Here is a 14,797-nt window from a genome sequence, read left to right on the forward strand (position 1 = left end):
GCATGGTTCTTGCTTCTATTGAATGGCAGGAAAAGCGCGAACCAGTTCAGGCCGGTTCGCTGTTTCCCACGCAGGGTAGCAGGAGGCGGCAGACGTGGCGGCAGACGCGGTTCTATATGGCAATGAGCGGAAAATTCTGGTGCTGGGCATCGGGAATATCCTGTGGGCAGATGAGGGGTTTGGTGTTCGGGCTGTTGAGCACCTTGCCGCGCATTACAGTTTTGGCCCGGATGTGCAGATCATGGATGGTGGTACGCAAGGTCTATACCTGCTGCCCGTGCTGGAAGACCTTGAAACCCTGATTATAGTGGATGCCATAGATTTTGGCCTCTCCCCCGCCACCTTGCACCATGTGGAAGGCTCTGCCGTGCCCGCCACAATTGGCGCGCGGAAGATGAGCCTCCACCAGACCGGTTTTCAGGAAGTGCTGGCCCTGCTGGAGCTGCGTGGCCATGCACCGCGCGCTATTCATCTGGTGGGCGTACAGCCTGTGACCATGCAGGATTATGGCGGAGGATTGACCGAGGCCGTTGCCCGGCAGGTGCCCCACGCTGTGCATATGGTGCTGGAGCTTCTGGCGCAGCGCTACGGTGTTTGCCCCAGAGCCTTGCAACACGCACCAGCACCGGGGGCAGGGGTGATGACACAGGCCGTAGCCCGCACAGCGTATGAGCAGGGCCGCCCGTCTGAAGAACTGGCCTGCCGCTATGGTGATGAACGCGTGCTTGCACGTAGGGGGGTATAAACCATGTGCCTTGGCATCCCCATGAAAGTGCTGCGTTGCGAAGGGAGCTTTGCGCTCTGCGTGGCAGAACCTCCCCCCGGCCAGCAGCAGTCCGCCCGGCAGGAGCAGGTTGATACCATACTGGTGCCTCATGTGCAGGAAGGGGACTATGTGTTGGTTTTTATGGGCATGGCACGTGCACGCATGGAGCCGGATGAGGCCTGCAAACTGCAAGATGCCCTTCAGGCTCTAGCCACACTGGCCGCGGCGCCAGTGGATGCCGGGGCTGCCCAGCAAATTGTAACCCACGGGTTTGCAGACCTGTGCAATGCGCCACCGCGCCTTCCCCCCCACCTTCAGGCTGCATTCGATGCAGGGCTTACGGAGGCCTGAGTAAAAATGTCCGTTCTAGAACTTCCTCTGGTGCAAGGGTTAACAACCCGGCACGGTATGCCCGTTTTGCACACGCTGGAGCAGGCACAGGCAGGCTATGTGCTGCTGTTGCTACCCAGCCACGCCAGAATACATCTGGAAACCCCAGACCTTGCAGCCATTTTGCCGGACCTGTTGCAGTTGGGGGCGACCCATTTGCGGAGCGCGCAACCGATCAGTGGCGCTGTGGCAGATGCCGCGCTGGAGGCCGAACTGGTGCGGGATGCGGGTGATCTTTCCCTCCCCGCACTGGTGGTGCTGGAAAACGGACAGGTCAAAGCCAGCATTGCGCGCATGCGCGACTGGGATACCTATGTCAGCAGGTTTGGGGCACTTTTTGCTCCCTCCACAACAGCAGGCGGGGAGCCGGTGGTATGAGCGCATCTTTTATGTTCCCCCCCGTCGGGTTTGGTCCGGGTTCGCAGATCGGGCAGGAAGATGAGGAACTGAACTATCTGGCCATGCCATCGGGCGTTCATGTGTACGAACCCCATGTGCCCGAGATTGATGACCCGGCTACCATGGCGGCAACGCTTGCCTTTCTGGGCGACCTGCAAAAACAGGCGCAGGCATGGCGGGAGGGAGACGCCCGCATGCTGCCCCGGCACAACCTGAGCTCGGCCGCTGGTGTCGCAGTAAATGATGCTCTGGGGGAGGGGGAAGTCTCCGCCAGGCTGGAAGACACCGCAGGGCTGGTAGAGGTGCAGGAAACGGTTTTTGCAGGCATATGGTCCCTGCGTGCCTATGGTGGTCCGCCGGGGCAGGATGTGCGTGAACAGGTGGAGGTCTCGGCTTTTCCCAAAGCACTTCTGGCGCGTGCGTTTCCGCTCAGGCGTGCCCGCCCCGATATGGCGGCGGGTGTGGCAGATGGGGTTGTGAACGCTCCCGCTATTTTGACCGAACTGTTTGACCGGAGCGAAAACTGGAAGCCCCAGAATAGCCCCCATGTTGTCAACCTGAGCCTGCTGCCCCATACGCCGGAGGATATGGCCCTGCTGGAAACCAGTTTGGGCCGGGGGCGGCTGACCATTCTCTCACGCGGGTATGGCAACTGCCGGATAGAGGCAACAGCAACGCCCCATGTCTGGCGTGTGCGTTATTTTAATTCCATGGATACGCTTATTCTGGACACGATAGAAGTGTCTGCCGTGCCCGAAGTGGCCTGCGCTGCGGTGGAAGATATTGCAGATTCCGCCACCCGCCTGCGCGAAATATGCGCCGTGCTGCAAGAGGAAAGTGCCAGCCCGCAGGGAGGGCAGGCATGAGCAGCCTCACCCCACGGTTTGAGGGATCTTATCTGGGGGATACCGCACGTCTGACGGATGATGCGGTTATGGAATGCAAGATCTGCTGGAGTGTGTATGACCCCGCAGAAGGGTGCGAGGTATGGCAGGTGCCCCCGCACACACCCTTTTCCAGCCTGCCGGATTACTGGCGCTGCCCTACATGCGATGGCGCAAAAGAGCAGTTTATGGTGGTGTCGGCATCCCCCGTGCCGCCCGCGCCTGCGGGGGAGGTAGCCGCCAGTAATGCCGCCCTTACGCAGGAGGAACCCAAACACACGCCAGACCCGGCCAGCGGCTTTGCCCGTGCGCTGGAAGATGTGTTTGCAGATATTTATGCCAGCAAGATGCGGGGCCTGCCGTTTGTAAACGAAGCGCTTAACGTTAAGGCCGTAGGGTTCTGTTCGTTCGAAGGGCAGTTGGTCGGGGCATTGGTTACACCGTGGTTCATGAATCTGATCGTGCTCCCCGCTGCGGGTACGGATTGGTCTGGCGTGGTTTCGGGCCATAAAAAACTGCTGGAGTTCCCCTCCGGAGCCTACGAGTTTACTGCGGCCTTGCGTGATGGAGGGGAAGGCGCACTTCCGGGTTACTGGGCGTGTTCGCTGTTTTCACCCATGTTCAATTTTACCACCATGCTGCAAGCGGTTGATACGGCGCAGGCTGCCGTGCGCGGCTTGCTGGACCCCGCACTCCACCCGCAGCCCGGCACCGCCCAAACCGCAGCACATGTTCCGCAGGCCGGGCAACCGGCAGAAACGCCGGATATGGGCCGCAGGAGCCTTCTGGTCGGTCAGTCAGCCAGAAGGGCGGGGGGCTAGGTATGATTGGCACAATTCTCCTGCGTGGCGGGCAGGCCGGGCAGCCCTGGCAGGTGCAGACACATAATGTGGTCGATGCCGGGCTTTTATGTGCTGGTTTGCAGCCAGAGCAGGCTCTGGCGTTAATCGGCCGGGTTTTTGGTCTGTGCCGGGTCGCCCATATGGCGGCAAGCGCACGGGCCATGGGGCTGGCCGGGCACGCAATGCCGGACCATGCCCGCATGCAGGATGAAATTTTGCAAGATCACGCCTTGGCCCTGCTGGTAACTCTTCCCGCCCAACTGAACCTGCCCCCACAGCGCGAGAGCCTGTGCCGGGTTTTGCAGGACCGGCAGGCAGGGCGCGCCATTGCAGGCGAGTTGACAGGCACAAACGTAAGTCTGGCGCACATGAACGCTCAGGCGTTTGAAGCATGGCTTGCCACCGGGCAGACGGAAAACGGTGCTTTTCTGCCTCGGCTGCTCAATCGTTGCCGGAGTGCTCTGCAAGGTGTGGGGGCGGCGGTGGGCATGGCAGGGCTAACCCCACAGGCTGTGCAGGCCCGGCTTGCGCATGAGCGGGGGCAGCCTGTTCCTGCCATGGCGTATGATGCCAGTATCTGGCCCGATTATGCACATTACCCCGTTATGCAGGCTCTGGCTGAAGCGGGAGAGGTCACGCCCTTTGCACGGCTGGTGGCCCGGTTGCTGGAGTTTCTGGCCTGTCTGGAAGGGCATGTGGGGGGCATGTTTGCGCGTGTGAACCCCTTTTTGGCCAGCATGGGGGCCGGATTTGGGGTGGCCCGGGCCGCGCGGGGCATGCTGGTCCATGCCGTGCAGGTGCGTAACGGACTGGTCACAGATTATCAGATCCTCTCACCCACGTTCTGGCATATGGCCGAAGGGGGGCTTTTCCGGCAGGCCATCTCCCGCCTGCGGCCCGGCTGCGCTAAGTTGTCGGTCGAGTGTGTTCTGGCCGCGCTTAACCCTTGCGTGCCTGTTACGGTGGAGGCAGCGCACCATGCATGAAATGTCCTTATGTGAAAGCCTGCTGGGCGTGATTGAGGAGAGTGCACGGCAGGAGGGGTTTACAAAGGTCACGTGCGTCAGGGTGGAAGTGGGGCGTTTTGCCGGGGTGGAACTGCCCGCCATGCGCTTTGGTTTTGAAGTTGTAGCACGCGGCACAGTGGCTGAAGGCGCAAGGCTGGACTTTGTGGATGTGCCCGCTAGCGCATGGTGCTTTGACTGCGGGCAGACTGTGGTGCTCGAAAACCGTCTGGACCCATGCCCCCTATGTGGGGGTGTGCGCCTGCAACCTTCAGGCGGGACGGAAATAAGGCTGAAAGACATGGAGGTAATCTGATGTGTACAACATGTGGCTGTAGCGGCGATGGCGCAACGTTTGAAGGGGAGAACCATGCCCACCCCCACGGTGGGCACCACCATCATGACCATGCCCACCCGCATGAACATGAGCACGCTCACGATCACCCGCACCCGCATGACAGCGCGCATGACAACGGCAGTCTGGACTATGGCAGTGGTCCTGCACGCTCGCATGCGCCGGGGCTGTCTCAGGCACGGATGGTGGAAATCGAGCGGAATATCCTTTCCAAAAACGATACCTATGCCGCCAGTAACCGTGCCCGTTTTGCACAGAATGGCAATCTCGCCCTTAACCTGCTGGCAGGCCCGGGGGCTGGCAAAACCACGTTGCTGGTTGAAACACTTAAAACGCTAGCAGGCACCATTGCGTGTTCGGTGATTGAGGGCGACCAGCAGACCAGCAATGATGCAGAGCGCATCCGGGCGACCGGCACACCTGCCATTCAGGTCAATACCGGCAAGGGCTGCCACCTGGATGCCCATATGGTGGGCCATGCGGCAGAACACCTTGGGATGAGCATGGGCGGTATTCTGTTTATCGAAAATGTAGGCAATCTGGTCTGCCCGGCGGCATTTGACCTTGGGGAAAAACGGCGGGTCACGCTGCTTTCCGTAACGGAGGGAGAGGATAAACCCCTTAAATACCCGGATATTTTTGAAAAAGCGGATATGGTCCTGCTGACCAAGACCGACCTGTTGCCGTATCTGGATGTCGATGTTGCAGCACTGGAAAGTAACGTAAAGCGCGTAGCGCCTGCTGCGCGTATCCTGCATGTTTCCACTCGCAACGGGCAGGGCATGCCCCAATGGCTGGACTGGCTGAAGGACGAGCGTCGCGCCTTGCTGGACGGGCTGGCCGCACAGGCGCAGGCCCGCGCAGACATGCTGCGCGCAGCGGAGTAAGCAAAAAGTGGTAGCACCTGCCTGCATTCTGGTTGTTGATGATGAGCCACGCTCCGTGGAGGTTATTGCTCGTATTCTGCGTGAGGACTTTGAGGTTCTGAGCGCAACCAGCGTGGAGCAGGCCCGCGCATTGCTGGAAAATAACTGGGTCCACGCCATTTTTTGCGACCAGCGTATGCCGGGCATGAGTGGTGTGGAGTTTCTGGCAGAAGTGCGCGCCCGCTGGCCTGACATCGTGCGGATGATCGTAACCGGCTATACCGAGCCGGACGACATGATAGACGCCATTAATCAGGCCGGTATCTACCAGTATATTACCAAGCCGTGGCACCCGGACCAGCTTTTGCTGGCCGCACGGAATGCCACACAGCTTTTTGCCATGCAGCGGGAATACGAGCGTCTTTCGCTCGAACTCAGGCTGGCACCACCTGTGGTGGAAGGGCGTTTGCGCCAGCAGCGGGAGCGGGTGGCAGGCAGCTACCATTTTGACTCCATCATTCGCAGCCCAGCCAGCCCGATGTGCGATGTTTGCCGGCAGGCCGCCAAAACAGCGGTGTTTGACATTCCGGTGCTGATTGAAGGCGAAACCGGAACAGGCAAGGAACTGCTGGCCCGGGCAGTACATTACGCCAGCCAGCGTAGTGCCGGGGCATTTGTTGCCGTCAACTGCGGGGCGATACCGGATGATCTGCTGGAATCCGAACTGTTCGGCCACCGTAAAGGCGCGTTTACCGGAGCACATGCAAATCGCCGGGGACTTGTGGAAGAGGCTGACGGCGGCACGCTTTTTTTGGATGAGATCGGGGATATTTCTCCCGCGTTTCAGGTCAAGATTCTTCGTTTTTTGCAAGAAGGCGAGTTCCGCCCCCTTGGCACAAACGAGACAACGCGTGTGGATGTGCGTGTACTGGCCGCAACACACCGGGACCTGCGTGCTGAGGTACGGGCAGGGCGGTTCCGGGAGGATCTGTATTTCCGCCTTACAGGCATGGTGCTGAGCATCCCCCCGCTTCGGAGCAGGCCTGCGGATATTCATGTTCTGGCACAGCACCTGCTGGACGCAGCCTGCGCACGGCACGGGCGGCATGTGCGCGGTTTTGCACCCGGCGTTATGGACGTGCTGGTGCGCTACGCCTGGCCCGGCAATGTGCGTGAACTGCAAAACGAAATCTTGCGCATGCTGGTGCTGGCGGAAAGTGACTGTCTGGGGCTGGACCTGCTTTCCCCCATGCTTATGGGTGTGGGGCCCGTTACGGTCACACCACAGGCACCACTTGCCGCTGAACCAACTGTGCATGACAGCGGCACCTTGCAGGAACGCATGGACGCGCTGGAAGCCGATGTGCTGATGGAAACCATAGCCCGGTGTGGGTGGAACAAAAGCCTGACCGCGCGTGAACTGGGCCTCTCCCGTGTGGGGCTGCGGGCCAAGCTTGAGCGCTACGGCATTGTTCCCGATGCGGGAAAACAGAGTTTACAGAAGGGAAATTCCTGAAATGTGTCTTGGTATTCCCGGCCGCATAACGGCAATTGTGGATGAACAGGCCATGCTGGCCGAGGTGGACGTATCTGGCGTGCGCAGGCAGGTGGATGTGCTGTGTGTTGCAGAGCCGGGCAAACCACTGGCTGAGCTTGTGGGCACATGGGTGCTTGTGCATGTAGGTTTTGCCATGAGCCGGATAGACGAGGCAGAAGCGCAGGAAACCCTGAGGCTGCTCGCCAGCATGGATGAACTGGCAGGGGAGCTGGACACCATGCGTAACAGCGCGCGGGCCTGAGCCATGCAGTTTGTAAAGGAGTTCCGCAACCCGCATCTGGCTGAAGCACTTCTGGCGCAGATCAACCTTGTCGCCGAGCGTATCGGGCGTACCCGCAAGCGCCCTGTTACGGTTATGGAAGTGTGCGGCGGGCACACGCATACGATTTTCCGTTATGGGCTGGACCGGCGGTTGCCTGCCAATATCGAGTTCGCACATGGTCCGGGCTGCCCGGTGTGTGTTCTGCCCAAAGGACGTATTGAAGATGCCATAGCCATTGCGCACAAGCCCGGTGTGATCCTGACCACATTTGGCGATGCCATGCGTGTGCCCGGTGGCAGTGGCAGCCTGTTGCAAGCCCGCGCTGCGGGGGCCGATGTGCGTATGGTGTATTCCCCGCTGGATGCGCTGGCCTTGGCACGGGCCAACCCGGAGCGGCAGGTCGTATTTTTTGCTTTGGGGTTTGAAACCACAGCGCCATCCACCGCCCTGACTGTTTTGCGAGCAGGTGCAGAAAAAATCAGCAATTTTTCTATTTTGTGCCAGCATATCACCATTATTCCCACCCTGCGCGCACTGCTGGAACAACCTGACTTTGCTGTAGATGGGTTTATTGGCCCCGGCCATGTTTCCATGGTGATTGGCACAGAGCCTTATGCCTTTATTGCACAGGAGTTCAAACGTCCGTTGGTCGTGGCGGGCTTTGAGCCGCTGGATATCCTGCAATCCCTCCTGATGGTGCTCCTCCAGATTGAGGCGGGGGATGCCCGGGTGGAAAACCAGTACGCACGCGTGGTGGCCGCACAGGGGAACCGGGCTGCCATGGCCGCCATTGCGCGGGTTTATGAGGTCCGAGAAGCATGCGAATGGCGTGGCCTTGGCCAGATTGCAGGGTCCGGCCTGCAATTGCGGGCTGAGTGGAGCGGTTTTGATGCGGAAAAACGCTTTGCCGTGCTCCCTCACCATCTGGCGGATCAGGAGCAATGCCGTTGCGGGGATGTGCTGACAGGGCGGATCAAACCCCCGCAATGTCAGGCGTTCGGGCGGGCCTGTTCGCCTGACCATCCATCCGGTGCGCTTATGGTTTCCTCCGAAGGGGCTTGCGCAGCGTATTACGAATATCATGGCGTAGGGGAGGCAGCATAATGCCCGGCACTCTAACTGGAGTTGGTGCAGATGGCCGCATTACGCTTGCACATGGTGGTGGTGGCAGCGCCATGCGCTCCTTAATTGATGAGGTTTTTCTGGCAGCCTTCACTCAAGGCTCGCCAGCAGTGCAGGAAGATCAGGCCCGGCTGGACCTGACCACACTGGCGCAGGCGGGGGACAGGCTGGCATTCACAACAGATGCTTTTGTGGTGGAGCCACTGGAATTTCCCGGTGGGAATATTGGAACATTGGCCGTGTGCGGCACGGTTAACGATCTGGCTGTGGGTGGTGCTACTCCTGTTGCCCTGTCGGCTGCATTTGTGCTGGCAGAAGGGCTGGAGCTTGCCCTGCTCCGCCGGGTGGTGGAGGCCATGGCCCGGAGTGCAGCGCAGGCTGGTGTGCGTATTGTTACGGGGGATACCAAGGTTGTGCCCCGCCATGCCTGCGACGGGCTGTTTGTAACCACAAGCGGGGTCGGGGTTATTCGGCCCGAACACACCATAAGCATTGCCGCAGGGCAGCCGGGGGATGTGGTGCTGGTCAATGGCACATTGGGGGACCATGGGGCGGCCATATTGTGCGCACGTGGGGATCTGGCCCTTCAGACGCACCTGCAAAGTGATTGCGCCCCCCTGAACACGCTGGTGGATACCCTTTTGCGTGCTGTCCCCGGTGTGCACTGCATGCGGGATGCCACGCGCGGTGGCGTTGCCGGGGTGCTGAGCGAACTGGCAGAGGCCAGCAACGTGCTGGTGACGGTGAATGAGGCCGCTTTGCCAGTGCACCCCGAAGTGGAAGGGGTGTGTGAAATTCTGGGGCTGGACCCGTTGTTTCTGGCCAATGAGGGCAAACTGGTGGCCGTTGTTCCCGCATGCCATGCGGAGCACGCACTTGCCGCCATGCAAAGCCACCTGCTGGGGCGCAATGCTGCCATTATTGGCACGTTGCAAGCCAGTGCCAGCGGGCAGGGGGCGGTTCATGTTGTTAATGAGTTTGGTGGTGCACGGGTTTTAACCATGCCATCAGGCGAGCAATTGCCAAGGATTTGCTAATATGCGGCAAAACCCATCTGTTCCGGCTTTAAGTTCCTTTGGCATGGTGGCCCGCTCCATGCAGGGTTACAGGCTTCTGGCGGCTTTGCTGTTTTTTAACGTGCTGGCCTGGGTGGCGGCATGGTTCTGTTTTGGGGGGAATGCCACGCTCCTGGCATCCGCTTTGCTGGCATGGGTGTTTGGCCTGCGCCACGCCATGGATGCGGACCATATTGTGGCCATCGACCTTGTTACCCGCAAGCTTATGGTGGCCGGGCGCTCTCCCTTGGGGGTGGGGCTGTTCTTTTCTCTGGGGCATTCCTCGGTTGTGTGTCTTGCCGTGCTCTTTCTGGCAGTATTGCCGACGCATGACTGGCTGGAGCGCTGGCACCTTGTGGGGGGGAGTGTTGGCTCGGCGGTTTCCATCTCCTTTCTGTTCCTTATGGCGGCGTACAATGTGTATGCGGCCTGGCGGCAATGGCATGCGTTGCGGCACAACAGCGATATGCCCGACACTGCCCCGGGTGGAGTGATGGCACGCCTGTTTGGGCCGGCTTTTCGGCTGATCGGGCGGTCGTGGCAGATGTATCCGCTGGGTTTCCTGTTTGGTCTGGGGTTTGATACGGCAACCGAGGTCGGCCTGCTGGGTTTGGCTGCGGCCCAGAGCGCGCAGGGGCTGGGGCTTGTGGGTATTCTTATGTTCCCGTTGCTGTTTACCGCAGGCATGTCTGCCATAGACACGCTGGATGCGGTGCTGATGATGCGCGCCTATGGCTGGAGCGCACATACGCGCACCCGCCGCCAGATTTATAATCTGGCCATTACCAGCATATCCGCTCTGGCGGCCGTTGGGGTTGGGGCTACGGAATATATGGCCGGGCTGGGGGAAGATGGTGCCGCAGGGTCTGCCCTTGTGCAGATGGCCTCTGGCCTTGCGGAGCATTTCCCACTTTTGGGCAGTATTATTCTGGCAGTATTTCTGGCGTTATGGGCTGGCGTTTTTCTGTGGGATAAAGCGGCACTCCGGCGGGCGGAGGGCATGGCCCCCGTGCCACATACCAGGAGCTGAGTCTGCGCCATGCGCACGGTTCTGGAGCAAAAGGTCCGCCACAAACAGGGTGTTGCCGTAACACCCAGAATGCGCGAGGCGCTCCGGCTGTTGCGTCTGCCGCAAGCGGATATGGATGCTTATATCGCCCAGCAGGTGGAGCAGAACCCTTTTCTGGAACTGCCAAACTGGGAGTGTGATCGGGGCGCGGGCCGTCCAGACCAGTCTGGTGCGGCCTCTACTCAGGATGCGGCCGAGCGGCTGGCCTCGGCCGATGTGTCGGTTGAGGAGCAGATGCTCCGCCAGATCGCACTTTCCGTCAGGCCCGCATGGCTTTGCCGTTTGGCGGCGCTGCTGCTGGAAGAAGTAGATGAATACGGCCGCTTATCCTCCACCGTGCTGGATACATTCTGCCAGAGCCGTGGCGTTGTGCAGGCCTGCGCGGAAGAGGCCCGGCAATACCTGCTCAGGCTGGAGCCGGTGGGGGTCGGGGCTTTTTCTGTTGCCGAATGTTTTGCCGTACAGCTTGATGATGAAGGGCTGTTAAGCGAGGCATTTACCAGATTGCTGGCTAACCTTAACCGTCTGGTCAAAGGGGACCGGGCCGGGTTGGCAACGCTCTGTGGCGTGAGTGCGCAGGAACTGGAGCAGATGCTCCTGACCCTGCAACGTCTGGAACCATACCCTTATTGCAGGCAGGCTATGGAACCAGCCCTGCTGCGCCGTGCCGAATTGCGCGTTGAACAGGACGAACAGGGCATATGGCATGTGTTTGCGTATGCAGACCCGGCACAGGGGCTGACGTTGAATACGCAATTGCGGAGCCAGCTTTCCACGCGCATGAGCGCGCGTGAAAAAGAGCAGGTCAAGGACTGGATGACCAATGCACGCTGGCTTTTGAATGTTGTTGCCAAAAGGCGTAAAAGCCTTGTTCTGCTAGGGCAGAAAATTCTGGCCCGTCAGCCCGATTTTTTAAACCGGGGTGTAGAGGCATTGCATCCGCTTACCATGTTCCAGATCGCACAGGACATGCAGGTGCATGAAAGTACGGTCAGCCGGCTTGTGGCGGACAAATACATGTCCACACCAGATGGTGTTCTGCCGTTACGCTTCTTTTTTACAGCCGGGGTGGGCCGCCACGGGCAGGCCCCGCCACGGGCCGCGGCGGCCGCCAGAGCCTGCCTGCGCAGGGTCGTGCGGGAGGAAAAACCAGATAACCCTCTTTCTGACAGCGCTCTGGTCGAAGTTCTGGAGCAGCAGGGGTTCAGTGTATCACGGCGCACTGTTGTCAAATATCGCCAGCTTATGGGAATACGCTCATCCTTTGCCCGCAAAGGGCATGCTGCCACAGTATAAACGCGTATTGCATTGCGAGGGCGTCGTTCATTCAACGCGACCGTGATCTCCGACCATCGCCAATAGAACCTGAGCTGTGAAAAGCACGATTTACTGTTTGTAGCGAACAGGCAGTGCGCTTATGCCAAAGATACAGGAATACTCTGATTTTGTCTTTGTTGTTTATCCGGAATGGTTTACGCAAAAGTGGTGTTACAGCCTTTGCAGTGGAGCAGGGGATATGCCTCTTACGTTGGATGCTTGCATGAAGGGGCGGGAGCCCGCATTCCCACATTTGTAAATGACCATATACCCGCAAGCAGTATCCTGAGTAGTTAAGGTGGCATGCCGTGATTTTCGGGCTTGCCGAGTGACCGGAAGGTGGCTGATGTAGTGGCGTATATTCGCATTCATTCTGGTAATAACTACAAATACGTTCTTAACCCTGCAGATATTGCGTTTATGCGCCAAAACCTGACACAAGCGGTGGAGTAGGTTATGTATATTTTAAAAGTTCTTGTTGCTAAAACCCTGTTTGCGACAACGGCTCTTGTTGTAATGGGTGGCATCCTCCCCGCGTGCGCGCAAGGTGGCGTTGTCCGGCATAATGAGGCCGCATACCCCATTGCCTCCGCCATTGAGGTGCCCGCAGGATACTCAACTGTTTATGTCAGCGGTATTGGTGCTCCCATAACAAATCTTGCTGCTCCTGCCAAAAGTGTGGAGGCCTATGGTTCCATGGCAACGCAAACGGAAGCGAGCCTGAAGCGGATTAAGGATATTCTCAAAGATATGGGGCTGGGTATGGGGGATGTGGTGCAGATGCATGTTTTTATGGTTACGGATGCGCAGACCAAAAAAATGGACTTTGAGGGCATGATGCAAGGCTACACAAAATTTTTTGGCACCAGAGAGCAGCCTAACCTGCCGGTCAGGTCGGCTTTTGGGGTGGCGCAACTATCCAGACCCGGTTGGTTGGTGGAAATTGACGTTGTGGCAGTCAAACCACCACATCATTAATGTCGGGACTTATTAATTTATTGAACTGAGCGAAGGGGGCACAGGCTTATATGCCTGTGCTGCTCAGAAATCACGAACGGGGCTGTTCGTCTGAACCGTAGGCACCGTGCGAGCCACCATGAGGAACGGGCTGGCCAATATTATCTATAATATGCGCCGCTTTCTCCTTCTGGAGCGGATTAACGCCGCCGCGTAGCAATCCAGGGTATGAGACCCTCTCTCTGCTCAAAACACAGAGTGACAATCAGGTCCAGAAACCAGCAATCAACACGCCAAAAATCTGAAATCAGACAAAAGAACAAAAGATGAACAGTTCTTCGAACCCTCCAGGTTGCAGTATAATTTATATAAGATTAAAGATGGAACTTTTAATATTGGGAGGATAAATGAGGATAATTAACAATTATGAACTGTATTTTTGCAAAATACTATACTCAGCCATACCGATGAGTATGGATGTGAGTAGTAATCAATTTGTATGGGTCGTTAACCAAGAGATGGGTTCTATACGGGCAGATTACTGTACGATATACTCCCCAGTACATGCTGTATCTACATGTGAAACCAAAGATATAGACGAGACGCCTGTTGTTATCACATTGTTATTAACAAAAAAAAATAAATTTGGAGAATTGGATTTCTGGAAAGTAAATGATGAACCCATTAAAAATTTTTTTTATTTGATGGAAAATGTGGAGGGATCGAAAAACCGTTGATTGGTTTCCCTTTTGCCTGATTTCGGGTTTTTGGTGCGTTGATTGCTGGTTTCTGGACCTGATTTTCACTCTGCATTTTGAACAGAGGGAGGGTCTCATACCCTGGATTGCTACGCGGCGGCGTTAATCCGCTCGAGGAGGAGAAAGCGGCGCATATTATAGACGATATTGGCCAGCCCGATCCTCATGGTGGCTCGCACGGTGCCTACGGTTCGTATGAACAGTCCTGTCTGCGACTTCTGGTCGGCAAAAACATGCTCGACACGCGACCGTATAACGGACTTTCCTGCATTCGATTTCTGGATATGTCGTGGCATGGGCTTGGGATGCGGCTTTTTCCTGTGAACCTTCGAGACAAAGCCGTGCTTTTCCATGAAGTCCTCATTGGCTTTTGAGCGGTAGGCTGTGTCTGCCCAGACCATTGAGGCTGTATTACTTTTATCAAGCAGACCCTCTCTCAATCGCGCGCCCTCGCTGGCGGCTGCATCTGTCGTCTTCCATTTGCGGATCAGCCGAAATTTCCGGTCGATGGAGATGTGCGATTTATAGTCAAAGAACGGGATGGCCATATCTGTCGCAGGCATACTCCCGTCCTCCTGTCGCTTCGCTTTCGTGAACTTCAAGGGCCAGCGCGCATGCCTGTCCTTGTGGGACAGCTTTGACGGCTTGTCCTGCCAGTCCTGGGGGATCCGTCCTCCACGCATATCCGCCTTCTCCGCATTGGTATTGCGCTGCTTCGGAGCCGCTACCTGTGTGGCATCCAGGATCTGGCCTGACATCAGCAGATAACCAGCGTTGCGTCAAAACGCAGGAGAAATGAAATCATAGCGGAGGTCTCAATACCAAGAGGTTTTTAGAACCCTCCATCTTCTAAATATTCCCACCCATTATTTTCAATAATATCTTTATCTGAATCTGTTATTGGAACAACCTAAATTGCCAAAATTCCAATTATTTCCATATTAATATCAAATTCTTCACTTCTATATGCTGGCAATGTAAAATATATCCCACATGTATTATCATTCGGCCATATATGATCTTCTTGATCTGGAAATAAAATGAAATTTTCTCTTTTTGGAAAAGGTATATGCTTCTCTATTAGCATTGAAACATAATAGTCCATCATGGATGCCGCATTTTCTGACGCCAATTCGCCATCAAACTCCATAAACCATTCAGATTTTTGTTATTGAAAATAGTTAAATTACTCA

The 14,797-nt window shown here is 57.2% G+C and carries 17 protein-coding genes and 2 pseudogenes; 17 read left to right on the forward strand and 2 right to left on the reverse strand.

What is annotated here, in order from left to right; all coding sequences use genetic code 11:
- The first annotated feature begins 94 nt into the window (after nucleotides 1-94).
- The 17 genes and pseudogenes from LKE65_RS08875 to LKE65_RS13570 all read left to right on the forward strand — a co-directional run bounded on the left by LKE65_RS08875 (nucleotide 95) and on the right by LKE65_RS13570 (nucleotide 13,583).
- Nucleotides 95-745: a HyaD/HybD family hydrogenase maturation endopeptidase gene (locus LKE65_RS08875; RefSeq protein WP_278741044.1), complete on the forward strand. Its 651-nt coding sequence runs from the start codon at nucleotides 95-97 to the stop codon at nucleotides 743-745.
- Nucleotides 746-748: 3 nt separating this feature from the next.
- Nucleotides 749-1,117, forward strand: a complete 369-nt coding sequence (locus LKE65_RS08880) for a HypC/HybG/HupF family hydrogenase formation chaperone (protein ID WP_278741045.1) — start codon at nucleotides 749-751, stop codon at nucleotides 1,115-1,117.
- Nucleotides 1,118-1,123: 6 nt separating this feature from the next.
- A complete protein-coding gene (locus tag LKE65_RS08885; protein ID WP_278741047.1) occupies nucleotides 1,124-1,534 on the forward strand; it encodes a hypothetical protein in 411 nt (136 codons plus the stop codon).
- Entirely contained in the window at nucleotides 1,531-2,421 is an 891-nt protein-coding gene (locus LKE65_RS08890) for a hydrogenase expression/formation protein (protein WP_278741048.1), read from the forward strand. Before LKE65_RS08885 ends, LKE65_RS08890 begins: the two co-directional genes overlap by 4 nt.
- Entirely contained in the window at nucleotides 2,418-3,260 is an 843-nt protein-coding gene (gene hybE / locus LKE65_RS08895) for a [NiFe]-hydrogenase assembly chaperone HybE (RefSeq protein ID WP_278741050.1), read from the forward strand. The genes LKE65_RS08890 and hybE overlap by 4 nt, the downstream gene beginning before the upstream one ends.
- 2 nt (nucleotides 3,261-3,262) lie before the next feature.
- Nucleotides 3,263-4,267, forward strand: coding sequence for a nickel-dependent hydrogenase large subunit (locus tag LKE65_RS08900; protein ID WP_278741052.1), 1,005 nt, complete (start codon nucleotides 3,263-3,265; stop codon nucleotides 4,265-4,267).
- Nucleotides 4,260-4,601 carry a hydrogenase maturation nickel metallochaperone HypA gene (hypA, locus tag LKE65_RS08905; RefSeq protein WP_278741053.1) on the forward strand — a complete coding sequence of 114 codons (342 nt, stop codon included), beginning with the start codon at nucleotides 4,260-4,262 and terminating at the stop codon, nucleotides 4,599-4,601. The genes LKE65_RS08900 and hypA overlap by 8 nt, the downstream gene beginning before the upstream one ends.
- A complete protein-coding gene (gene hypB / locus LKE65_RS08910) occupies nucleotides 4,601-5,527 on the forward strand; it encodes a hydrogenase nickel incorporation protein HypB (protein ID WP_278741055.1) in 927 nt (308 codons plus the stop codon). The genes hypA and hypB overlap by 1 nt, the downstream gene beginning before the upstream one ends.
- A gap of 7 nt (nucleotides 5,528-5,534) precedes the next feature.
- Entirely contained in the window at nucleotides 5,535-7,022 is a 1,488-nt protein-coding gene (locus tag LKE65_RS08915; RefSeq protein WP_165925973.1) for a sigma-54-dependent transcriptional regulator, read from the forward strand.
- A gap of 1 nt (nucleotide 7,023) precedes the next feature.
- Nucleotides 7,024-7,305: a HypC/HybG/HupF family hydrogenase formation chaperone gene (locus tag LKE65_RS08920; protein ID WP_086646444.1), complete on the forward strand. Its 282-nt coding sequence runs from the start codon at nucleotides 7,024-7,026 to the stop codon at nucleotides 7,303-7,305.
- Between the two features lie 3 nt (nucleotides 7,306-7,308).
- Nucleotides 7,309-8,430, forward strand: coding sequence for a hydrogenase formation protein HypD (gene hypD / locus LKE65_RS08925; RefSeq protein ID WP_278741057.1), 1,122 nt, complete (start codon nucleotides 7,309-7,311; stop codon nucleotides 8,428-8,430).
- On the forward strand, nucleotides 8,430-9,485 hold the full coding sequence (gene hypE / locus LKE65_RS08930) for a hydrogenase expression/formation protein HypE (protein WP_278741058.1): 1,056 nt from the start codon (nucleotides 8,430-8,432) through the stop codon (nucleotides 9,483-9,485). The genes hypD and hypE overlap by 1 nt, the downstream gene beginning before the upstream one ends.
- A 1-nt stretch (nucleotide 9,486) precedes the next feature.
- Nucleotides 9,487-10,533: a HoxN/HupN/NixA family nickel/cobalt transporter gene (locus LKE65_RS08935; RefSeq protein ID WP_278741059.1), complete on the forward strand. Its 1,047-nt coding sequence runs from the start codon at nucleotides 9,487-9,489 to the stop codon at nucleotides 10,531-10,533.
- A 9-nt stretch (nucleotides 10,534-10,542) separates the two neighbouring features.
- Nucleotides 10,543-11,868 carry an RNA polymerase factor sigma-54 gene (gene rpoN, locus LKE65_RS08940; RefSeq protein WP_278741060.1) on the forward strand — a complete coding sequence of 442 codons (1,326 nt, stop codon included), beginning with the start codon at nucleotides 10,543-10,545 and terminating at the stop codon, nucleotides 11,866-11,868.
- Between the two features lie 477 nt (nucleotides 11,869-12,345).
- Nucleotides 12,346-12,867: a RidA family protein gene (locus LKE65_RS08945; protein ID WP_278741062.1), complete on the forward strand. Its 522-nt coding sequence runs from the start codon at nucleotides 12,346-12,348 to the stop codon at nucleotides 12,865-12,867.
- A gap of 58 nt (nucleotides 12,868-12,925) precedes the next feature.
- Nucleotides 12,926-13,063: pseudogene (locus LKE65_RS08950) on the forward strand (IS5/IS1182 family transposase); the annotation flags it as partial.
- 190 nt (nucleotides 13,064-13,253) lie between these two features.
- Entirely contained in the window at nucleotides 13,254-13,583 is a 330-nt protein-coding gene (locus tag LKE65_RS13570; protein WP_408744058.1) for a DUF6984 family protein, read from the forward strand.
- 110 nt (nucleotides 13,584-13,693) lie between these two features.
- On the opposite strand, the pseudogene LKE65_RS08955 reads toward LKE65_RS13570, so the two are convergent.
- Together LKE65_RS08955 and LKE65_RS08960 are read right to left on the reverse strand one after the other, a co-directional pair.
- A pseudogene (locus LKE65_RS08955) lies at nucleotides 13,694-14,383 on the reverse strand (transposase); the annotation flags it as partial.
- A gap of 131 nt (nucleotides 14,384-14,514) precedes the next feature.
- Nucleotides 14,515-14,754: a hypothetical protein gene (locus LKE65_RS08960; RefSeq protein ID WP_278741063.1), complete on the reverse strand. Its 240-nt coding sequence runs from the start codon at nucleotides 14,752-14,754 to the stop codon at nucleotides 14,515-14,517.
- Nucleotides 14,755-14,797: the final 43 nt, after the last annotated feature.

This window comes from Acetobacter fabarum (assembly GCF_022483405.1).
Taxonomy (GTDB): domain Bacteria; phylum Pseudomonadota; class Alphaproteobacteria; order Acetobacterales; family Acetobacteraceae; genus Acetobacter; species Acetobacter fabarum.